This window comes from uncultured Modestobacter sp., assembly GCF_947486615.1.
In the GTDB taxonomy this organism is placed as follows: Bacteria; Actinomycetota; Actinomycetes; order Mycobacteriales; family Geodermatophilaceae; genus Modestobacter.
Map to the genome: position 1 here is coordinate 175,493 of NZ_CANKUD010000001.1, position 19,868 is coordinate 195,360.

Consider the following 19,868-nt stretch of genomic DNA (forward strand, 5'->3'; position numbering starts at 1 on the left):
GCCCCTGGGGCACCCTCCGCCGGGCCCGCTGGGCGCCGCACTAGCGTGGTGGTGTGCCGGGGTCCCGTTACGCCTTCCTCGACGGCCCGACGCCCGTGGCGATGGCCCACCGTGGTGGCGCGATCGAGCACCTGGAGAACACCCAGCCGGCGTTCGAGGCCTGCGTCGCGCTCGGCTACCGGTACCTCGAGACCGACGTCCGGGTCAGTTACGACGGTGAGCTGGTCGTCTTCCACGACCCGACGCTGGACCGGGTCACCGACCGCACCGGCCGGGTGGAGAGCCTGCCGTGGCGAGAGATTCGGACGGCGCTGATCGGTGGACGTGAGCCGATCATGCGGCTGGAGGACCTGCTGGGGGCCTGGCCCGACGTCCGGTTCAACCTCGACATCAAGGCCGCCGGCGTGCTGGCGCCGCTGGTCCGCACCGTCCGGCGGCTGGGGGTCGAGGACCGGATCTGCCTCGGATCCTTCTCCGACGCCAGGATCGCGGCCGCGCGCCGGCTGTTCGGGCCGGAGGTCTGCACCTCCCTGGGTCCCAAGGGCGTGGCCGCCCTGCGGCTGTCCTCCTACTCGCCGCGGGCTGCGGGCCTGGTCCGCATCCAGGCCGGCTGCGCCCAGGTGCCGCTCGCGCTGGGTGGACGGCCGCTGGTGGACGAGCGGTTCATCGCCGCCGCGCACGCCCGCAGCCTGCAGGTGCACGTGTGGACCGTCGACAGCGAGGCGGAGGCCACCGAGATGCTCGACCTGGGTGTCGACGGGGTCATGACCGACCGGCCGGCCATGCTGCGTGACCTGCTCGTCTCCAGGGGCGAGTGGACCGGGGCGTGACAGGGTCGGTCGACCGGGCCGGCATCCGGATCGCCGCCGCACGACGTCCGGTGACCGACTGGCCGCTGACCGGCGCGGACGTCGTCCGGTGCCGGTGCTGGACCGGCGTCCCGGCGACTGGCACCCTGCGCCGGTGAGCGCCGTCCCGCAGGCCGACCAGCCCGCTGCCCCGACACCCGACCGCGCCCTGCGGCGCGAGCGGGCCGGCTGGTACTCCTACGACTGGGCGATGTCGGTGTTCAACACCTCCGTCACCACGGTCTTCCTCGCCCCGTACCTGACGTCGATCGCCGAGGCCGCCGCCGACGACGCCGGGCGGATCCACCCCCTGGGCATCAGCATCCCGCCGGGCAGCTGGTTCGGGTACGTGCTGTCGCTGTCGGTGCTGCTGCAGGTGTTCGTGCTGCCGTTCACCGGCGCCATCGCCGACCGCAGCGGGGCCAAGCGGCAGCTGCTGGCCGCCTTCGCCGCGCTGGGCTCGCTGTGCACGATGGGCCTGTTCTTCGTCGCCGACGAGCGGTACCTGCTGGGCGCCGGCCTGTTCATCGTCGCCAACCTGTCCTTCGGTGCGGCCACCGTCGTCTACTACTCGTGGCTGCCCGACCTGGCCGGCCCCGACGAGCGGGACGCCGTCTCCAGCCGCGGCTGGGCCTTCGGTTACCTCGGCGGCGCGCTGCTGCTGGCCGGCAACCTGGTGCTGTTCACCCAGTACGAGTCGCTCGGGCTCACCGAGGGCGAGGCGGTGCGGATCTGCCTGGCCTCGGCCGGGGTCTGGTGGGCCGGGTTCACCCTGGTGAGCGTCTCGCTGCTGCGCAACCGGCGGCCACGCGAGTCCGCCGTCGTCGGGGTGACCGGCTCCGGTGCGCTGACCGGCGGCTTCCGCCAGCTCGCCGCCACGCTGCGCGACCTGCGCAACTACCGGCTCACGCTGTGGTTCCTCGCCGCCTACCTGCTGTTCAACGACGGGGTGCAGACGATCATCGGCGTCTCGGCGCAGTACGGCGCCGAGGAGCTGGACCTGTCCCAGACCACGCTGGTCTCCACGATCCTGCTGGTCCAGGTGGTGGCCTTCGTCGGGGCGATCGGGCTGGGCCGGGTCGCCGCGGTGGTCGGCGCCAAGCGCACCGTGCTGGCCAGCCTGGTCGTCTGGGTCGGCGTGCTGGTCGCCGCCTACTTCGTGCAGGCCGGTGCCGCCGTGCAGTTCTACCTGCTCGCCGTGGTCATCGGCTTCGTCCTCGGCGGCACCCAGGCGCTGTCCCGCTCGCTGTTCAGCCAGCTGATCCCGCCGGGCAAGGAGGCCGAGTACTTCGGCTTCTACGAGATCAGCGACCGGGGCACCAGCTGGCTGGGCCCCTTCCTCTTCGCCCTCACCTACCAGCTGACCGACTCCTACCGGTACGCCATCTTCAGCCTGGTGCTGTTCTTCGTCCTGGGCGGCTGGCTGCTGCTCAAGCTGGACATGCGCCAGGCCATCGTGGCGGCCGGCAACACCCCGCCGGAGCGCCTGTGACCCTCTCCCCCGCCTTCTCCCCGCTGGGCCAGCCCGTCGTCGTCCCGGCGGCCGGTGACCGGCGCCGGCACCCCGCCCCGGCGCACCTGGTCTTCTTCCACGGTCCGATGGACTGCGGCAAGTCGACGCTGGCGCTGCAGGTCGACCACAACCAGAGCCGGCAGGGCCGGCACGGGCTGCTGCTGACCCAGGGCGACCGCTCGGGCAGCCCGCAGATCAGCTCCCGCGTGGGGCTGCGCCGTGACGCCCTCGAGCTGGACGGCGACACCGACGTCCGGCTGCTGGTCCGGGACCGCTGGGCGGCCGGGCAGCGGGTCGACTACCTGATCGTGGACGAGGCGCAGTTCCTGACCGGTGCGCAGGTGGAGCAGCTGGCGGAGCTGGTCGACGAGTCGCACGTGGACGTCTACGCCTTCGGTCTCACCACCGACTTCCGCACCCGGCTGTTCCCGGGCACCCAGCGGCTGTTCGAGCTGGCCGACGACGTGCAGCGGGTGCAGGTCGAGGTGCTCTGCTGGTGCGGGCTGCGTGGTCTCCTCAACGCCCGGGTGGTCGGCGGGGAGATGGTCCGCGAGGGGGCGACCGTCGTGGTCGCCGACACCGCGCCGCCGGCTGACCCGGTGACCGCCGAGGACGGCGGCGAGGCCGTGCGCTACCAGGTGCTGTGCCGGCGGCACTACACCCGCGGCCAGCTCGGGCCGGCGCCGACCGGGCCGGGGCAGCTGGCCCTGCGCTGAGCGTGGGTGTGCTCACCCTTCCGGGGTGCTGCCGCCTCGATACCTCACCCCGTGCGATGATGTTGCGCTGACGACACGGAATCTCTTTCCTTCATCTGTCGTTGACCCCTGCGACACCCCGCACCGGATGCGTGAGCATGCGGCTGCCCGGGCAGTCCAGGACTGACCACCACAGCACGAGAGGACGGTGTGCCATGGGCGAGCGTTCCCTGCGCGGAAGCCGACTGGGCAGCGTGAGCTATGAGACCGAGCGCAACACCGCGCCCATCGAGCGGCAGTACGCCGAGTACCGGTGCGCCCAGGGGCACCTCGTCACGGTGCCCTTCGCCGATGACGCGGAGCTCCCCGACACCTGGGAGTGCAAGTACGACGGTTCGGCCGCCAAGCTCGTCGGTGGCTCCGAGCCGGCTCCCAAGAAGGTCAAGCCGCCGCGCACGCACTGGGACATGCTCCTGGAGCGCCGTTCGGTCGACGACCTCGAGGAGGTCCTCGCCGAGCGCCTCGAGGTGCTCCGCGGCCGCCGTACGCGCGCGAGCTGACGTCCGGCCCCTCTGACCGAGGGGAGCCGGACACCCGAGAGCCCCAGCGGGACCACCCGCTGGGGCTCTCGTGTGTCCGGGGTCAGCGCCGGTCGCCCGGCGTCCCCCCGTCGTCGACCACGTCAGCGTCGATGACGTCTCCCTCGACCACCTGGCCGTCGATCACCGTGCCCGAGCCCGCCCGGGACGCCGGCCCGGCGTGGAACGGGGCGTCCGGGGCGCCGACCGGCTCGGTGCGCACCGAGCGCACCCGCACCGGGCCGCGCAGGTGCGCGGGCACCCGGCGGGCGACGAACCGGGTGATCAGCGCCCGCGGCAGTGCCCGGGTGGCCGGCAGGAGGCAGAGCAGCCCCAGCAGGTCGCCGAGGAAGCCGGGCAGCACCATCAGCAGACCACCGGCGGCGACCAGCCCCGCGTCACCCAGCGCCCGGCCGGGGGCGCGGTGCTCCTGCGCCCGCAGCCGCAGCTCCCCCAGCGCCTTGGTGCCCTGCCGGGCGAGCAGCACCCAGCCCAGCGCACTGGTGACCAGCGTGGCGAGGATCGTCCAGCCCAGCCCGATCTGCGAGGCCACCAGCACGTAGACGGCGACCTCGGCCAGCGCGGCCAGCCCGATCGCCGTCCGCAGGCCCTGCCCCCGCCGCCCGGCGGGCCGGCCCGCCGCGGTGCGGCCGGTCGACCTGCCGCCCAGGGCCCGGTCGCCCACCGTCCCGTCGCCCACCGTCCCGCCGCCCATCGCCATCTGTGCTCCTCTTCCGCCCGATCGGTGGCGGGCCCTCCCTAGCGGAGGACCGTCGGTCGCCGCCCGTCGCGGGCTCGTCCCGGCACGGGACGGCGCACCCGGCCCGGCAGCCGGTCGGCCAGCCGGTCCGCGATGCCCCACCAGGTCACCCGTGCCAGTGCCTCTCCAACGATCGAACCGCTCATCTTGCTCCGGCCGGCTGTGCGTTCGCTGAAGGCGATCGGCACCTCGACCACCCGGGCGCCGCTGCGCACCGCCCGCCAGGCCCAGTCGACCTGGAAGCAGTAGCCCTGCGAGGCCACCTCGTCGAAGGGCAGCGCGTCGATCAGCTCCATCCGCGCGGCCCGGAAACCGCCGGTGGCATCGGCCAGCGGCAACCGGAGGGCCCAGCGGGTGTAGAGGTTGCCCAGCCGGGACAGCGCCAGCCGGTGCGGTGGCCAGTCGAGCACCGAGCCGCCGGGCACGTACCGCGAACCGAGCACCAGGTCGGCGCCGGCCAGCGCGGCCAGCATCGCCGGCAGCCGGTCGGGCGGGTGTGAGCCGTCGGCGTCCATCTCCACCACGACGCCGTAGCCGTGCTCCCGAGCCCAGCGGAAGCCGGCCACGTACGCCGGGCCCAGCCCGGCCTTGGCCGCGCGGTGCAGCACGTGCACCCGCGGGTCGGCGGCGGCGCGGGCGTCGGCCAGCTCGCCGGTGCCGTCGGGTGAACCGTCGTCCACCACGAGGGCGTGCGCCGTCGGGACGGCGGCGTGCAGCCGGTCCAGCACGGCGCCCAGGTTGTCGACCTCGTCGTAGGTGGGGACGACGACGAGCACCGGACCGGGGACGGCCGCCGGCCCCGTCACCGGGCGGCCAGCCGACGCCGGACGGCGACCGCGAGGACGGCGCCCACGCCCAGGGCGGTGAGCAGCCATTCGGGCGCGGCGTCCAGCCGCTCGGCGACGGTCCGGGAGTCGCGCTGGGCGATCTCCTCGACGAAGGTGTCCGCGGTGAACAGCTCCGAGCGCTGCACCAGCGTGCCGTCCGGGGCGACGACGGCGCTGATCCCGCTGGTCGCCGCCACGAGCACGGTGCGGCCGAACTCGACCGCCCGCAGCCGGCTCATCGCCAGCTGCTGCTCGGTCTCGTCGGTGTAGCCGAAGGTGGCGTTGTTGGTCTGCACGACGATCATCCCGGCGCCGCCGTCCACCACGTCGCCGACCAGCCCGTCGTAGGCCACCTCGAAGCAGATGACGTCGCCGACGTTGGCGCCGGCGATGGTCAGGTTGCCGTCCTGGGTGCCGTGCGCGAAGTCGGTGACCCGGTCGACCAGCGGGCTGAAGAACCGGAAGAACGACCGGGCGGGCACGTACTCGGCCAGCGGCACCGGGTGCCGTTTGACGTAGGTCTCCCCCGGCCCGGTGACCGGGTCCCAGACGATGCCGGTGTTGGAGATCTTCTCCCCCGGCCCGTCGACGACCGCGCCGACCAGGATCGGGGCGCCGATCGCGGCGGCCGCGCGGCTGATCACCCGGGCGGCGTCGGGGTTGCTGTAGGGGTCGATGTCGGAGCTGTTCTCCGGCCAGATCACCATGTCCGGCTGCTCGGCCTCGCCGCGGGCGACCGCGTCGGCCAGCTCGACGGTCTGGCCGGCATGGTTGTCCAGCACGGCCCGGCGCTGGGCGTTGAAGTCCAGCCCGGCCCGGGGCACGTTGCCCTGGACGACCGCGACGGTGCGGGTGGGCCCGCCCTCGGTCAGCGAGGAGCCGGCCAGCGGGAGGGCGACCGCGGTGCCCAGCAGCGGGAGGGCCAGTGCGGTGACCGCGGCGAGCGCGGCGGGCCGGCGACCGCGGCGGCCTCGGCCCAGGGTGAGCACGGCGGCGGCCAGCAGCGTGCCGGTGAGCGCGACGGCGAAGCTGACCAGCGGCACCCCGCCGTAGGCGGCGAAGGCGGTGAACGGTCCCTCGGCCTGGCTGAAGCCCAGTCGGCCCCAGGGGAAGCCGCCCAGCGGCCAGCGGCCACGCAGCGCTTCCTGGGCCACCCACAGCGCCGCCGTCCAGACCGGCCAGCCCGGCAGCCGGGACACCGCGGCGGCCGCGCCGCCGAGCAGGGCCAGGTACAGCGTCTCGGCGACCGCCAGGGCGAGCCACGGGAAGGCGCCCACGTAGATGCCGGTCCAGGACAGCAGCGGGACGAAGAAGACCAGGCCGAGCACCAGCCCCAGCCACAGCCCGCCGCGGACCCGCTGCCCGTGCACGGCCACGGTCAGCGCGGCCGGACCGAGCACCGCGAGCGCCCAGACGTCGTGCCCGGGGAAGGCGAGGAACATCGCCAGGCCCCCGGCGGCGGCGAGCGCGGTGCGCCAGGGCAGCCGGCGTCGGAGCCGCGCGGGCGGGGCGCTCGGGCGCTCCGCGTCGACCGTGCCGGTCGCCACCACTGCCGGCACGCCCCACCTCCGCGCTGTCCCGGGTCGCCCCGGGTCGTCGGGGTCGAGCGCGCCGCGCCGACCCGGTCGCGCACCCGTCGTCGCGACCGCCGTCCAGCATCCCACTCGGAGCTGGGCGTCCGGCTGTGACCGGGCCGGGGCGACCGCGCCGAGGTCCCCGGTGGCCGGGAACCGGCGAGGTCGGTCGTGCCCGACCGGGCGCGGCGCGGGGCTCAGTCCTGCTCGGCCGGGACCACCAGCGTGGCGACCGCCTCGACGACCCGCACCGGTGGGTCGAGCACCCGTGCCGCCGACGCGCCGCGGGAGGGTTCGGCGCGGGCGACCACTTCGGCCCAGCAGCGCAGCTCGCGGCTGCGCCGGCCCACCCGCACGACCTCGCAGGAGGCCTCCAGCACGTCCCCGGCCTGCACCGGTGCCAGGAAGCGGACCTCCGAGTAGCCGGCCAGCAGCCCCTCGTCGCCGTCCGTGCGGATGGCCAGCTCGGTGGCCACGTCGCCGAACAGGCCGAGGGTGTACGCGCCGTCGACCAGGTCGCCGCCGTAGTGGGCGTGCGCGTAGGGCACGTAGCGGCGGTGGGTGACGGTCAGTCCGACCCGGGCGTCGGTCATGCGGGCTCCTCCTGCGGGCTGGTGGGCGGGGTGGGTGCGGGCACCAGGGCGTGCACCAGGTAGCTGGCGACCTCGCCGGGCGTCGTCCCCCGGCCGAAGACCTTGTCCACGCCCAGCTCGGCGGCCATCGCGGGGTCGAAGCGGGGTCCGCCGACCACCAGCAGCGGGCGGGACTCCCCCATCGCCTCACGGAACGCCCCGGCCAGCTCGCGGGTGTTGCGCAGGTGGGCGTCCTTCTGGGTGACCACCTGGGAGACCAGCACGGCGTCGGCCTTCCGGGCGCGGGCGGCGTGCACCAGCTCGGGCACGCTGACCTGGGCGCCGAGGTTGGCCACCTGCAGCTCCCGGTAGTACTCCAGGCCCTTCTCCCCCGCGAAGCCCTTGAGGTTGAGGATCGCGTCGATGCCCACCGTGTGCGCATCGGTGCCGATGCAGGCACCCAGGACGACGAGGCTGCGCCGCAGGCGGGTCTTCACCGCGGCGTTGACCTCGCCGGGCGACAGCAGCGGGTAGGCCCGCTCCTCGACCTGCACGGCGTCCAGGTCGACCAGGTGCCGCACGCTGCCGTACACCACGAAGAAGGTGAACCCCTCCCCGATCCCGGTGCTGTGCACGACCATCGCCGGTTCGATGCCCATCTTCTGCGCCAGTTGCAGCGCCGCGCCGTCCGCCCTCGGCCCGGGTGGGATCGGGAGCGTGAACGAGGTCTGGACCATCCCGTCACCGGTGGTGTCCCCGTACGGCCGCACCACGCTCCCGCCCGCGCGGCCATGTTCGCCGACATGGCCGTTCTCAGGCACGGGCCACCTCCCGGGTGAGCAGCTCGGTGGCCGGGTCGAAGTGGTCGGCGGCCTTGGCGACGACGCCGTCCAGGCCCTTGCCGCCGTCCGGGGAGCGCTTGGTGATGCCGAAGGTGCCGTCGGCGATGGCCTGGATCAGCCCCTGCGGGTGGTCGGCGATCCGTTCCAGCAGGTCGACCGCCTCGGTGAGCACGGTGTGGGCGCGGCGGTCGATGAACCCGCCGGGCTGCGGCGCGAAGTCCTCGTGCAGGTTGCCGGCGGCCTCCAGCACGTAGCGCACGTTGCGCAGCGCCAGGTCCCGGTCGGAGAGCCACGGGGTGACCACGGCCTCGGTCATCATCCCGACCAGCAGGATGCCCTGGCCGGTGAGCGCCCCGGCGAGGTTGAAGAAGCCGTCCAGCAGGTAGCCGCGGAACACGTCGCCGGTCATGTGCTTGGTCGGCGGCATCCACTTCAGCGGGGCGTCGGGGAAGAGGCCGCGGGCCAGCAGCGCGTGGGCCAGCTCCAGCCGGAAGGACTCCGGCACCGCCGGGTCGATCTCGAAGGCGTGCCCCAGGCCCAGCTGCCAGTCGGCGAGCCCCGCCTCGTGTGCCAGGTGCTCGTTGAGCAGCTGGCTGACCGTGACGGTGTGCGCCTCGTCGACGGCGTCGGCGGTGGTGAGGTAGTTGTCCTCGCCGGTGTTGATGATGATCCCGGCGCGGGCGTGCACCATCCGGCTGAACCGCTGGTCGACGAAGGTGCGGCGGGGGTTGATGTCGCGGAAGAGGATCCCGTACATCGCGTCGTTGAGCATCATGTCCAGCCGCTCCAGCCCGGCCAGCACGGCGATCTCGGGCATGCACAGCCCGGAGGCGTAGTTGGTCAGCCGGACGTAGCGGCCGAGCTCCGCGCTGACGTCGTCCAGCGCGGCGCGCATGAGCCGGAAGTTCTCCTGGGTGGCGTACGTGCCGGCGTAGCCGGTGCGGGTGGCGCCCTCGGGCACGTAGTCCAGCAGCGACTGCCCGGTGGAGCGGATGACGGCGATGACGTCGGCGCCGGCCCGGGCCGCGGCCTGGGCCTGCGGGATGTCCTCGTAGATGTCGCCGGTGGCCACGATCAGGTAGATCCACGGACGGCGGGGCGGGTCGCCGTGCGTGGCCACCAGCTCCTCCCGCCGCGCGCGGTTGGCGTCGATCCGGGCGATCCCGGCACCGACGGCGGCGCGGGCGGCCTCCCGGGCCTCGTCGGCGGCGGCGCCCTCGGGGACGGTGAACCGCGCGGTGCCGGCGCCGACCTTCTCGGCGAGCTCCTGCAGCGTGCCGCCGTCGGCGAGGGCGTGCCAGACCGGCAGGGCGACGCCGTGCTCCAGCCCGACCTGGTCGCGGACGGCGTCGACCACCCGGTTGACCCAGGGCACCTCCCCCTCGCCGTCCAGCGGGTCGGTGCCGGTGAGCCCGGCCAGGCGCAGCTGCGCGCGCTCCACGGAGACGGTCGTGTACGTCGCGGCCAGGTCGACCACCGGTGCCGCGGCCCGCGCGGCCAAGGCCCGCGCCCGCGCCACCAGCGCCGGGTCGAGCGCGAGCCGGCTCATCGCCCTCCCCCCAGCGCACTTGTTCGCGCGAAAGCGCGCGTGCTCGTTCGCGCGAAACCGCGGTGGGTCATCGGGGGGCTCCGATCGGGTGGCCGGCGACCAGGAGGTGCCGGCAGGTGGGGCGGGTCCGGGTGGTCAGGACGGCGGAGAGCGTCAGCTCGGTGGACCACAGCGCGAGGTCGGCCGGCGCGCCGACGGCGAGCGGGCCCTCCGGGTGCTCGGCCCGGGCGGCCACCCACCCGCCGTGGGTGGCCGCGTCGAAGGCGTCGAAGGGCCGCATCCCCGATCCCGGGGTGGTGTGGTCGATGGCGGCGAACACCCCGCCCCACGGGTCCAGCGGGGTGACCGGGGCGTCGCTGCCCAGCGCGACCGGGACGTCGGCGTCGACCAGGTCGGCCAGCGGGTTGGTCGCCACCGCCCGGGCGACCCCCAGCCGCTCGGCGTACATGCCCTCGGCCCCACCCCACAGCGCGTCGAACGCGGACTGCACGCTGGCCACCATCCCCCAGCGGCGCAGCCGGTCGATCGCGTCGGGGTCGACCATCTCCAGGTGCTCGAGCCGGTGCCGGCAGGCCCGGACGGCGTCGCGGCCGAGCTCGTCGACCACGGCCCCGACGGCGGTGAGCACCTGGGCGACCGCGGCGTCGCCGATGACGTGGAAGCCGGCCTGGACGCCGGCGAGGGTGCAGGCGCGCAGGTGCTCGACCAGCTGCCCGGTCTCGAAGCGCAGCGCGCCGGTGGTCTCCGGGCGGTCGGTGTAGGGGCTGCTCAGCGCGGCGGTGTGCGAGCCGAACGCGCCGTCGCAGAACAGGTCACCGCCGGCGCCGGCCAGGCCGAGCTCCGCGACGACGTCCAGACCGCCGCGCTCGAACAGCTCGCCCCAGTAGCCGAGCACACGCGGCCCGGGCTGCTCGGCGGCCAGCTGCAGCAGCCCGGCGAGGTCGTCGGCGCCGGAGACCTCGGGCCCGGCCATCTCGTGCACCGTGCCGATGCCCAGCGCCGCGGCGGCGTCGAGCGTGGCGCGCTGGGCGGTGCGCCGCTGCGCCGGGTCGACCGAGCCGTAGGCGAGCACCCGGGCGGCGTGGTGCGCGTCCAGCCGCAGCCGGCCGTCGGCGGAGAAGCCGGGCAGCCCGGTCACCTCCGGCAGGCGGTCCAGCAGGGCGGTGGAGACCGTGGCCGAGTGGACGTCGATCCGGGCCAGGTACGCCGGCCGGTCCCCCACGACGACGTCCAGGTCGTGCCGGGTCAGGCCGCGCCCCTCCGGCCAGGCCGTCTCGTCCCAGCCGGTGCCCAGCAGCACGCCGGTCGGTGCGGCCGCGGCGTGCTCGGCGACCCGGGCCAGCGCCGACCGCAGGCTGTCGGCGCCGGCGAGGTCCAGGCCGGTGAGCGCCAGCCCGGTGGCGGTGGCGTGCACGTGGGCGTCGACGAACGCCGGGGTGAGCAGTGCTCCCCCACCGTCGAGCACCCGCCCGGACGACGGGGCGTCAGCGGCCGGCCCCAGCCAGGCGATCCGGTCGGCGACCACGTGCACCGCCTGCCCGGGCCGGTCACCGATCGTCACGTCCCGCACGAGCAGGTCGGTCACGAGGTGTGCACCCGTGGCTCGATCAGGGCCCGCACGCCCGGCGAGCGCCGGTACAGGTCCATCGCCAGGGCCGCGTGCCCCGGCGTGTAGCCGTTGCCCACCAGCATCGTCACGTCCGCCGCCATCCCCTCAGCTCCCAGGGCCGCCGCCGAGAACGACGTGGCCATGGAGAAGAAGACCACGGTGCCGCCGTCGGCTGTCGCGAGGACCGCCCCGTGCTCGGCACCGGGGACGTCGACGCAGACCACGGTGACGTCGACCGGGTGGCCGACGGCCGCGGCGACGGCCAGCGGGTCGGTCGCGTCGGCCACCACCACCTCGTCGGCGAGCCCGGCGGCGCGCAGCGCGGTGGCCTCCCGCTCGTCCCGGACGACGCCGACCAGCCGGCCGGCGCGGGCGTCGCGCGCGGCGGCCAGGCTCAGCGACCCGGACTTCCCGGCCGCCCCCAGGACGGCGACCGAGGGGCGGTGGCCGGACCGGTGCACGACCCGCTCGGTGGCCGCCGGCGCCCCGCACACGTCCAGTACGGCGAGGGCGATCTCCTGGGGCAGGTCGTCGGGCAGCACCGCGGCGATCGAGCGGGCGAAGAGCACGGCGGTGCCGGCGGTGGGCACCTGCTCGCTGCGACCGTCCCAGTGCGCCAGGCCGTCGGTGACCCGCAGCGGGGTGAGGGTGAGCGAGACCAGGGTGGCCACCCGCTGACCGGGCTCCAGGCCCAGCGGGGAGTCGTCGCCCACCTCGTCGACGACGCCGATGAGCATGCCGCCGGAGCCGGTGACCGGGTTGTGCATCTTGCCCCGGCTCTCGATGATCCCGAGCACCGCGGCCCGCACCGCCTCGCCGTCCCCGTCGTGCTGCTCGGCCAGCTGGCGGTAGGAGGCGGCGTCGAGGTTGACCCGGCGCACGGCGATGCGCACCTCGTCGGGTCCGATCCGGGGGTCGGGGTCCAGCCGGTGGGCGGCCTGGGGCAGCACCCCGGCCGGTTCGAGCACCCGGTGCACCCCGAGGCTGCGGTGCAGTGCGCTGATCGCCACCGTCGTCCCTTCGTCATCTCCGGCTCGACACCGGAGAACCTAGCGTGATGTCGGCCACGAGCCGTAGTTCTTCCCGTAGGGTCGCCGTGTCGAGGCCCGACGTCCCGGTCGCACAGGAGTGCCAGTGCTGGAGCAGCCCTACGAGTACACCGCCCGCGAGCTCGTCGAGCCCGACTGGCGCCGGCTCCCCGGCTTCGCCGGCGTCACCGAGGAGCAGTGGCGCAGCGCGCAGTGGCAGCGGGTGAACTGCGTGAAGAACGTGCGCCAGCTGCGCGGCGTGTACGGCGACCTGCTCGACGAGGCGTTCTACGCCGACCTCGAGGCCGACCAGACCGGCGCCGCGACGATGTCGCTGCTGCTGCCGCCGCAGATGCTCAACACCATGGTGCCCACCGGGCTGCCGACGACCGCCGCCATGCTGGCCGACCCGGTGCGCCGCTACATGCTCCCGGTCGCCTCCGACCGGCTCGCCGGCGACGACGCGAGCCACCCCCACGCCGCCCGCGACTCGCTGCACGAGCACGAGATGTGGGCGGTCGAGGGGCTGACCCACCGCTACCCGACCAAGGTGCTGGCCGAGCTGCTGTCGACCTGCCCGCAGTACTGCGGCCACTGCACCCGGATGGACCTGGTGGGCAACTCGACCCCCGCCGTCCCGAAGCTCAAGTTCGAGCTCAAGCCGGTCGACCGGCAGGGCGCGATGCTGCAGTACCTGCGCGACACCCCCGGCGTCCGGGACGTCGTCGTCTCCGGCGGCGACGTGGCCAACCTGCCGTTCAAGAACCTGGAGGCGTTCGTCGCCGGGCTGCTGGAGATCGACTCGGTCCGGGACATCCGGCTGGCGTCGAAGGCGCTGATGGGCCTGCCGCAGCACTGGCTGCAGGCCGAGGTGCTCGACGGCATGGGCCGGCTGGCCGAGACCGCCCGGGCCCGCGGCGTCTCGCTCGCTGTGCACACCCACGTCAACGCCGCCCAGTCGGTGACCCCACTGGTGGCCGAGGCAGCCCGGGCCCTGCTGGGCGCCGGGGTGCGGGACGTGCGCAACCAGGGTGTGCTGCTCGAGGGGGTCAACGCCACCGCCGGCCAGCTGCTGGACCTCTGCTTCGCGCTGCTCGACGGCGCCTCGATCACGCCCTACTACTTCTACATGTGCGACATGATCCCCAGCGCCGAGCACTGGCGGGTCTCGCTGTCCACCGCCCAGACGCTGCAGCACGACGTGATGGGCTACCTGCCCGGCTTCGCCACCCCGCGGATCGTCTGCGACGTGCCCTACGTCGGCAAGCGCTGGGTGCACCAGGTCGCCGAGTACGACCGTGACCTCGGCATCTCGTACTGGACGAAGAACTACCGCACCGGCATCGAGCGCACCGACGAGGCGGCGCTGGACCGCCGGCACACCTATTACGACCCGATCCACACCCTCGGGCCCGAGGGCCGCGCCTGGTGGGCAGCCCACCGTAGTTCCACCCTGACCCCGGTCGGCTGACGGAGGACCCCGCTGCCCGGCCCCGGCAACGGGGTCAGGGGTGGGGTTTCCGGGGTCGCGGACGGCGGTAGCTCCCTCGGGGTGGAACTGCTGTGCACGGACCGGCTGCGGCTGCGCGGCTGGACGACGTCCGGCGCCGACCTCGCGCGACTGGCCGACCTGTACAGCCGCGACGAGGTGACCCGCTGGCTCGGCGGCGGGCCGACGGTGCCCCCGGCGGAGCTGGTCGAGCGGTGGCGGCTGGTGCACCAGCTCAACCCGGTGCACGGCTGCTGGGCGATCGACCCACCGGACGGCGGCCTGCCGGCCGGCACGGTGCTGCTGAAGCCGCTGCCGCAGGGGGTCGGTGAGGTGGAGGTCGGCTGGCACCTGCACCCGGACAGCTGGGGCCGCGGCTACGCCACCGAGGCGGCCCGGGCGGTGGTCGACCGGGCCTTCGACGCGGGGCTGCTGGAGGTCTACGCCGTCGTCCGGCCGGGCAACGAGGCCTCCCTCGGGGTGTGCCGGAAGCTCGGCATGCAGCCGCTGGGCCGCACCACCCGCTGGTACGACACCGAGCTGGAGGCCTTCCGGCTCGAGTCGCCGGCGGTCTGAGGGAGCGCGCGATGGACTGGTTCGCCGACCCGGGCGCGTGGGAGGGACGGCTGGTGCTCACCCGCGGGGTGGCGCTGGTCTACGTGATCGCGTTCGTCGCGGCGCTGCGGCAGGGGCCGGCGCTGCTCGGCTCCGCCGGGCTCACCCCGGTGCCCCGGTACCTGCAGTGGGCGTCCTGGCGGAAGGCCCCGAGCCTGTTCCACCTGCACTGGTCCGACCGGTTCTTCGCCGGCTGCTGCTGGACCGGCATCGCGCTCTCCGTCGCCGCGCTGGTCGGGCTGGCCGACCGGTTGCCGCTGGCCGGCTGGATGGCGCTGTGGCTGGTGCTCTGGGCGCTGTACCTGTCGATCGTGAACGTCGGCCAGATCTGGTACGGCTTCGGCTGGGAGTCGCTGCTGCTGGAGGTCGGCTTCCTGGTGGTCTTCCTCGGCCCGGCGCACGTCGCCCCGCCCACCCTGGGCATGTGGCTGGTGCGCTGGCTGCTGTTCCGGCTGGAGTTCGGCGCCGGGCTGATCAAGATGCGCGGCGACCGGTGCTGGCGAGACCTGACCTGCCTGGCCTACCACCACGAGACCCAGCCGATGCCCAACCCGCTGAGCTGGCGGTTCCACCGGCTCAGCCCGCGGCTGCACCGGGTGGAGACGCTGGCCAACCACGGCACCCAGCTGGTCGTCGTCTTCGGGCTGCTGCTGCCCCAGCCGATCGCCGGGGTCGCCGCCGCCGTCATGGTGGTCACCCAGGGGTACCTGCTGGTCAGCGGCAACTTCGCCTGGCTGAACGCGCTCACCCTGGTGCTCGGGCTCTCGCTGCTCGACGGCCGCTGGCTGGCCGCGGTGCTCCCCGACCGGCCGGCCGAGCTCGCCGCGCCGACCTGGCACGCCGTCGTGGTCGTCGTCCTGGCCGTGCTGGTCGCGGTGCTGAGCGTCGCGCCGGTGCGCAACCTGCTGTCGTCGTCGCAGCGGATGAACTCCAGCTTCGACCCGCTGCGGCTGGTCAACAGCTACGGCGCCTTCGGCTCGGTCACCAAGGTGCGGCGTGAGCTGGTGGTCGAGGCGACCGACACCCTCGGCCCGGACGCGGGATGGCGGGAGTACGAGTTCCGCGGCAAGCCCGGGGACGTGCACCGCCGCCCGCCGCAGTGGGCGCCCTACCACCTGCGGCTGGACTGGCTGATGTGGTTCGCCGCCCTCTCCCCCGCCTACGGCCGGTCCTGGCTGGTGCCGTTCCTGGGCAAGCTGCTGGACGCCGACCCCGCCACGCTGCGGCTGCTGCGCTCGGCGCCGTTCGGCGCGCAGCGGCCGGCCGCCGTCCGGGTGCTGGTGTACCGCTACCGGTTCACCACCCGGGCCGAGCGGCGGGAGACCGGCGCGTGGTGGCACCGGACGTACGAGCGTGAGCTGGTGGCCCCGGTGACGGCTGACGACCTGGCGCGCTGAGGACGGTCAGCGGCGGGCGCGGGCCAGCAGCTGCTTGATCCGGGCCAGCGGGTGCGGCGCCTTGACCTTGGTGCGGTTGCCGGCGGCGTAGTCGGCGTCGATGGCGGCGGCCTGCTCGGGCGTCGGCGCGCTGCCGCCCAGGTGGGCCGGCTGCCACCAGCGGTCGTCTTCCCCGGCCGGCCGGTCGGGGTAGGTGCGCTGGGCCTCCTCCAGCAGCTCCACCATCGCCGTCCGGGTGCGGCGGAGCAGCGCCTGCGGCTTCTCCCCCGGCTGCGGAACGAGCGGCTCGCCGATGATCACCGTGACCGGCACTCCCCGGCGCAGCACCACCTTGTGGCCCTTGGTGGCGATGCGGTGCCCGCCCCACACGGCCGCGGGCAGGATCGGCACCCCGGCCGCGACGGCCATCCGGGCGGCGCCGGCCTTGAGGTCCTTGACGGTGAACGAGCTGCTGATGGTCGCCTCGGGGAACACCCCGACCACGTGACCGCCCTCCAGCGCCCGGACGGCGGCGTCGAACGCGGCCGCGCCGGCCTTGCGGTCGACCGGGATGTGCTGCATGGCCCGCATGAACGGCCCGGCGAACCAGTGCCCGAACACCGACGCCTTCGCCATGAAGCGCACCAGCCGGTGCTGCGGCAGCGCCGCGAGCCCCAGGTAGGTGAAGTCGAAGAACGAGACGTGGTTGCTGCAGATGATCGCCCCGCCGGTGGCCGGAACGTGCTCCTGCCCGCGGACGTCGAAGCGGAAGCCGAACAGCCGGAAGACGACCAGGGCCAGCCGGATGATCACGCGATACGGACGGTCACGCGGATCGGGGCGGGACCCGAACAGGTCGCGGCGGGCGACGTCGCCCCAGCTGGCGGTGTACATGGGCGGACCCTAACCAACGGTGCTGAGAGCGACGCTCCGGTGTCCGTGGCTCAGTCGCCGTGGGTCGCTGCCACCGCGGCGCGCACGACCGCGGCCAGGTCACCGGTCTCCCCGGCGACCGCGCGCTGCAGCGTCGCTCCGCTCCCCCGGCGCGCCAGCTCGGCCAGCCCGGCGGTGACCCGCTCGAGGTCACCGGCGTCGGCCAGCGCAGGCCGGACGTGCTCCACCAGTGCCCGCACCACCTGGGGAGCCGGGGCCGGGCGCCCGGTGCGCGGGTCGACCAGGTCACCGGTGAGGCCGGAGCGGCCGGCCCGCCAGCCGGCCACCCGGACCAGCTCGGCGCGCACCGCCGGCGCCGGCACCCCGGCCCGCCAGTCCCGCGCGGCGGTCTCCACCAGGGCCCGGACCAGGCCGGCCAGCACCACGGCGTCGTCCACCCGGAGGGCGACGTCGGAGACCCGCACCTCCACCGTCGGCCAGGTCGCCGACAGGCGGGCGTCGAAGTAGACCATCCCCTCGTCCAGGACGGTGCCCGTGCCGACGAGGTCGTCGACCAGGCGGTGGTAGGCGGCCGGCGTCCCGAAGACGTCGTTCGGCCCGGCGGAGGGCCAGCGGTTCCACACCTGGGAGCGGAAGCTGGCGTAGCCGGTGTCCCGGCCGTCCCAGAACGGTGAGTTGGCGGTCAGCGCGGTGAGCACCGGGAGCCAGACGCGCACCCGGTCCAGGACGGCGACCCCCTCCTCGTCGTCGGCGACCGAGACGTGCACGTGGCAGCCGCAGGTGAGCACCTCGGCCGCGGTCAGCCCGAACGCCGCGACCATCTGCTCGTAGCGCCGTCCGTCGGTGGGGACCGGCTCGACCGGCACCGGCGAGCTGGCCAGGGCCGCGACCCGGGCGCCCAGCGTCGCCGCGGCGGCGTCGGCGCGGGACCGCCAGTGCCGGAGCTCGGCGGCGACCTCGGCGAGGGTGGTGCAGACCCGGGTGCCCAGCTCGATCTGCTGCTGTTTCAGCTCGGGCACCAGGCGTGGACCCGCGGGCGCTCCCCCGGCGTCGGTGCCGGGCGCCGTGCCGGACTGCTCGGCCCGGTCATGCTCGGCGACCGTCTCTCCCTCACCTCGCCGCGCGGCGACCTCCAGGGCCTCGGGGCCCAGCGGTACCGGTACGCCGTCCGGGTCGACGACCAGCAGTTCTTCTTCGACCCCGACGGTGCGCATCCCGTCATGATCAGCCGACCGGCGACCGTGGCGCACTCCCGGGTCGACCGGATCACCCGATCTCGTCAGGAATGCGTGGCGCGGGGCGTTGGTCTGCATTGCTGGTGTCTTCCTGTGTCGTGAGGTCACCACTCTGGCGTGAGTCGACGAATTTGATGGTGCACATTGTTGGGGATAACGGTAGTAATACGACATGAGAGGTGAGTGGCAGCCGCCGCTGCCGGAGATGCCGGCCCCACCGCCGGTCCGTGCCTGGGCGCGGTTGCGGCCGCCCCCGGGTTACGAGCCGCAGTGGCGGCGTCTGGTCGAGGCCGCGCTGGAACAAGGGCTCGGTCCCGATGCGCTGTCCGAGACCGGCCTCGACCCGTTGGCCGCGGCCCGGGACTGGAAGCCCGCCACCGTCGCTCTGTACAGCAAGGTGGCCCGGTACGGCGGGCTGGGCGTGGCGCAGCCCCGGACGCCAGAACCCGATCCACCGACGCTGGACCTGCGCGAGCTGACCCGGGTGCGCGGCGAGGCGCCGGAGCACCTCCGGTCCGTCGCCTGGTGCGCGATCGCCCTGGGCTGGCCAGGGACGGTGGGCCAGTTCCGCGCGCTCCGCCGTGACCAGGTGCACGCCACGACCCGGCGACTGCTGGTCAGCACCGAGGACGGCGAGTGGTCGGTGCCCGGCGCGCTGACCGCCTGGCACGCCTGGGAGTCGGTGCGCAACCGGTTCCCCGGGCTCGCCGCGAGTCCCTGGGTGCTGCCAGCGCTGCGCCGCGGCCCTGGCGTCCACTCCCACCTGGGCGGGCAGCTGTCCACCCAGGCCCTGCAGGTGACCTTCGCCAAGCACGCAGTGCGCACCGCGACCGCGATGCGCGCCATCGCGTCACCCACGCACCGGGCCGCGGTCGAGGAGTTGGCCGCGGACTACCTGACGTTGTCCTACGACTCCTACCGGCGCCTGGCGCTGGCCGCCGGCGCGCCTCCGGTCGGCCCGAGGGGCGCGGTGCGGGCGCTGCGCAGTGTCGGTCGGGCGGCCCGGGAGGCCGGCTGAGCCCGGTCAGTGCCGAGCCCGGTCAGCGCTGGGGCGGGTCCGGGTGTGGGGAGGATCGGAACGGTTTCTTCCCGTCACGGACGAGATGATCGCCCGCCTGTCGTCCCTGCAGTTCGAGCACATCAACTTCCTCGACAGGTACGCCTTCACGCAACCCGACATCACCACCCTGCGATCACTTCGCGAGCCGGACACCTCCGCTGCCGGCCCGGGACCTTGGTGACCTTCGGTCCTGATCGCCATGCGGCCTGCCCACGTCTGTTTTGGCTGGGCCGTGACGGTCCTCACCCTTGCTCCTCGGCGGCCTCCCGGTTAGGTTTGTTATTGTCCAATCACTAACCAAGGAGCCACCATGAACGCCAAGCCGGCCCGCGAACTCACCCCCGCACAGCACGCCCTGGCAGAGCACCTGCGGCTGGTGTCCTCCGGCCAGATCGACGAGTGGATCAAGCTGTACGCCGCGGACGGCACGGTCGAGTTCCCCTTCGCTCCCGCCGGTGTGCCTACCCGGGTACAGGGACGCGAGGCGCTGATCGCCCACATGCGCGGCTTCCCGCAGACCTTCGATGTGAAGTTCATCGACGTGAAGTTCATCGAGACGACCGACCCCCGCACCGCGGTCGCCGAATACCGTTCGGAGGGAAGCGTCCTCAGCACCGGCAAGCCTTATGAGCAGACGGTCATCACGGTGATCCGCCTCGACGAGGCGGGCCTGGTCGAGCGGTTCGTCGACTACTGGAACCCTCTCGTGGTCATCGAGGCCATGACCCCCGACCAGGCGGCCAGTGGCCAAGACGTGTCGTGGCCCGCAGGGCGCTGATCCCGATTCGACAGGGTGAGAGGGGG

At 74.2% G+C, this 19,868-nt stretch carries 20 protein-coding genes; 10 read left to right on the forward strand and 10 right to left on the reverse strand.

Features of this window, described 5'->3' with window-relative positions; all coding sequences use genetic code 11:
* Window positions 1-53 precede the first annotated feature (53 nt).
* The 5 genes from Q1A09_RS00845 to Q1A09_RS00865 all read left to right on the forward strand — a co-directional run bounded on the left by Q1A09_RS00845 (window position 54) and on the right by Q1A09_RS00865 (window position 3,616).
* Window positions 54-830, forward strand: coding sequence for a glycerophosphodiester phosphodiesterase (locus Q1A09_RS00845; protein ID WP_299950848.1), 777 nt, complete (start codon window positions 54-56; stop codon window positions 828-830).
* Window positions 827-967 (forward strand): hypothetical protein, encoded by a 141-nt coding sequence (locus Q1A09_RS00850; protein ID WP_299950850.1) that lies wholly within the window; start codon window positions 827-829, stop codon window positions 965-967. Before Q1A09_RS00845 ends, Q1A09_RS00850 begins: the two co-directional genes overlap by 4 nt.
* Window positions 964-2,340, forward strand: coding sequence for an MFS transporter (locus Q1A09_RS00855; RefSeq protein ID WP_299950852.1), 1,377 nt, complete (start codon window positions 964-966; stop codon window positions 2,338-2,340). The genes Q1A09_RS00850 and Q1A09_RS00855 overlap by 4 nt, the downstream gene beginning before the upstream one ends.
* Window positions 2,337-3,077 (forward strand): thymidine kinase, encoded by a 741-nt coding sequence (locus tag Q1A09_RS00860; RefSeq protein WP_299950854.1) that lies wholly within the window; start codon window positions 2,337-2,339, stop codon window positions 3,075-3,077. Before Q1A09_RS00855 ends, Q1A09_RS00860 begins: the two co-directional genes overlap by 4 nt.
* A gap of 194 nt (window positions 3,078-3,271) precedes the next feature.
* Window positions 3,272-3,616, forward strand: coding sequence for an RNA polymerase-binding protein RbpA (locus tag Q1A09_RS00865; protein WP_222194908.1), 345 nt, complete (start codon window positions 3,272-3,274; stop codon window positions 3,614-3,616).
* A gap of 82 nt (window positions 3,617-3,698) precedes the next feature.
* On the opposite strand, the gene Q1A09_RS00870 is transcribed toward Q1A09_RS00865, so the two are convergent.
* The 8 genes from Q1A09_RS00870 to Q1A09_RS00905 all read right to left on the reverse strand — a co-directional run bounded on the left by Q1A09_RS00870 (window position 3,699) and on the right by Q1A09_RS00905 (window position 12,377).
* The gene (locus Q1A09_RS00870) at window positions 3,699-4,355 is read right to left on the reverse strand and encodes an FxsA family protein (RefSeq protein WP_299950861.1); all 657 of its coding nucleotides are present in this window, start codon (window positions 4,353-4,355) and stop codon (window positions 3,699-3,701) included.
* A gap of 38 nt (window positions 4,356-4,393) precedes the next feature.
* A complete protein-coding gene (locus tag Q1A09_RS00875; RefSeq protein ID WP_299950863.1) occupies window positions 4,394-5,200 on the reverse strand; it encodes a polyprenol monophosphomannose synthase in 807 nt (268 codons plus the stop codon).
* Window positions 5,197-6,780 (reverse strand): apolipoprotein N-acyltransferase, encoded by a 1,584-nt coding sequence (lnt, locus tag Q1A09_RS00880; protein WP_299950865.1) that lies wholly within the window; start codon window positions 6,778-6,780, stop codon window positions 5,197-5,199. Before lnt ends, Q1A09_RS00875 begins: the two co-directional genes overlap by 4 nt.
* A gap of 212 nt (window positions 6,781-6,992) precedes the next feature.
* The gene (locus Q1A09_RS00885; RefSeq protein ID WP_299950868.1) at window positions 6,993-7,388 is read right to left on the reverse strand and encodes a hotdog fold domain-containing protein; all 396 of its coding nucleotides are present in this window, start codon (window positions 7,386-7,388) and stop codon (window positions 6,993-6,995) included.
* Window positions 7,385-8,188, reverse strand: coding sequence for an OAM dimerization domain-containing protein (locus Q1A09_RS00890; protein ID WP_299950870.1), 804 nt, complete (start codon window positions 8,186-8,188; stop codon window positions 7,385-7,387). Before Q1A09_RS00890 ends, Q1A09_RS00885 begins: the two co-directional genes overlap by 4 nt.
* Window positions 8,181-9,758: a lysine 5,6-aminomutase subunit alpha gene (locus Q1A09_RS00895; RefSeq protein ID WP_299950873.1), complete on the reverse strand. Its 1,578-nt coding sequence runs from the start codon at window positions 9,756-9,758 to the stop codon at window positions 8,181-8,183. Before Q1A09_RS00895 ends, Q1A09_RS00890 begins: the two co-directional genes overlap by 8 nt.
* Window positions 9,759-9,825: 67 nt before the next feature.
* Window positions 9,826-11,343 (reverse strand): amidohydrolase, encoded by a 1,518-nt coding sequence (locus tag Q1A09_RS00900; protein WP_299950876.1) that lies wholly within the window; start codon window positions 11,341-11,343, stop codon window positions 9,826-9,828.
* Window positions 11,340-12,377 carry an L-erythro-3,5-diaminohexanoate dehydrogenase gene (locus tag Q1A09_RS00905; protein WP_299950879.1) on the reverse strand — a complete coding sequence of 346 codons (1,038 nt, stop codon included), beginning with the start codon at window positions 12,375-12,377 and terminating at the stop codon, window positions 11,340-11,342. The genes Q1A09_RS00900 and Q1A09_RS00905 overlap by 4 nt, the downstream gene beginning before the upstream one ends.
* Window positions 12,378-12,501: 124 nt before the next feature.
* On the opposite strand from Q1A09_RS00905, the gene Q1A09_RS00910 reads away from it, so the two are divergent.
* The 3 genes from Q1A09_RS00910 to Q1A09_RS00920 all read left to right on the forward strand — a co-directional run bounded on the left by Q1A09_RS00910 (window position 12,502) and on the right by Q1A09_RS00920 (window position 15,896).
* The gene (locus Q1A09_RS00910; protein ID WP_299950882.1) at window positions 12,502-13,866 is read left to right on the forward strand and encodes a KamA family radical SAM protein; all 1,365 of its coding nucleotides are present in this window, start codon (window positions 12,502-12,504) and stop codon (window positions 13,864-13,866) included.
* Window positions 13,867-13,947: 81 nt separating this feature from the next.
* Window positions 13,948-14,460 carry a GNAT family N-acetyltransferase gene (locus Q1A09_RS00915; protein WP_299950885.1) on the forward strand — a complete coding sequence of 171 codons (513 nt, stop codon included), beginning with the start codon at window positions 13,948-13,950 and terminating at the stop codon, window positions 14,458-14,460.
* A gap of 11 nt (window positions 14,461-14,471) precedes the next feature.
* Window positions 14,472-15,896, forward strand: a complete 1,425-nt coding sequence (locus Q1A09_RS00920) for a lipase maturation factor family protein (RefSeq protein WP_299950888.1) — start codon at window positions 14,472-14,474, stop codon at window positions 15,894-15,896.
* 6 nt (window positions 15,897-15,902) lie between these two features.
* Here the strand turns inward: Q1A09_RS00920 and Q1A09_RS00925 are convergent, their stop codons facing one another.
* Entirely contained in the window at window positions 15,903-16,769 is an 867-nt protein-coding gene (locus Q1A09_RS00925; protein ID WP_299950891.1) for a 1-acyl-sn-glycerol-3-phosphate acyltransferase, read from the reverse strand.
* A gap of 50 nt (window positions 16,770-16,819) precedes the next feature.
* A complete protein-coding gene (locus Q1A09_RS00930; protein ID WP_299950894.1) occupies window positions 16,820-17,983 on the reverse strand; it encodes a glutamate--cysteine ligase in 1,164 nt (387 codons plus the stop codon).
* Window positions 17,984-18,176: 193 nt separating this feature from the next.
* Here Q1A09_RS00930 and Q1A09_RS00935 point away from each other — a divergent pair, with 193 nt between their 5' ends.
* Window positions 18,177-19,022, forward strand: a complete 846-nt coding sequence (locus Q1A09_RS00935; protein ID WP_299950897.1) for a hypothetical protein — start codon at window positions 18,177-18,179, stop codon at window positions 19,020-19,022.
* 352 nt (window positions 19,023-19,374) lie between these two features.
* Window positions 19,375-19,842 (forward strand): nuclear transport factor 2 family protein, encoded by a 468-nt coding sequence (locus Q1A09_RS00940; RefSeq protein ID WP_299950899.1) that lies wholly within the window; start codon window positions 19,375-19,377, stop codon window positions 19,840-19,842.
* Window positions 19,843-19,868: the final 26 nt, after the last annotated feature.

Bases quoted from the DNA above. Each gene is read 5' to 3' on its own strand.
- Q1A09_RS00930 (WP_299950894.1), bottom strand. From the start codon at position 17,983: ATGCGCACCGTCGGGGTCGAAGAAGAACTGCTGGTCGTCGACCCGGAC.
- Q1A09_RS00885 (WP_299950868.1), bottom strand. From the start codon at position 7,388: ATGACCGACGCCCGGGTCGGACTGACCGTCACCCACCGCCGCTACGTG.
- Q1A09_RS00870 (WP_299950861.1), bottom strand. From the start codon at position 4,355: ATGGCGATGGGCGGCGGGACGGTGGGCGACGGGACGGTGGGCGACCGG.
- Q1A09_RS00935 (WP_299950897.1), top strand. From the start codon at position 18,177: ATGAGAGGTGAGTGGCAGCCGCCGCTGCCGGAGATGCCGGCCCCACCG.
- Q1A09_RS00920 (WP_299950888.1), top strand. From the start codon at position 14,472: ATGGACTGGTTCGCCGACCCGGGCGCGTGGGAGGGACGGCTGGTGCTC.
- Q1A09_RS00925 (WP_299950891.1), bottom strand. From the start codon at position 16,769: ATGTACACCGCCAGCTGGGGCGACGTCGCCCGCCGCGACCTGTTCGGG.
- Q1A09_RS00895 (WP_299950873.1), bottom strand. From the start codon at position 9,758: ATGAGCCGGCTCGCGCTCGACCCGGCGCTGGTGGCGCGGGCGCGGGCC.
- Q1A09_RS00865 (WP_222194908.1), top strand. From the start codon at position 3,272: ATGGGCGAGCGTTCCCTGCGCGGAAGCCGACTGGGCAGCGTGAGCTAT.
- Q1A09_RS00940 (WP_299950899.1), top strand. From the start codon at position 19,375: ATGAACGCCAAGCCGGCCCGCGAACTCACCCCCGCACAGCACGCCCTG.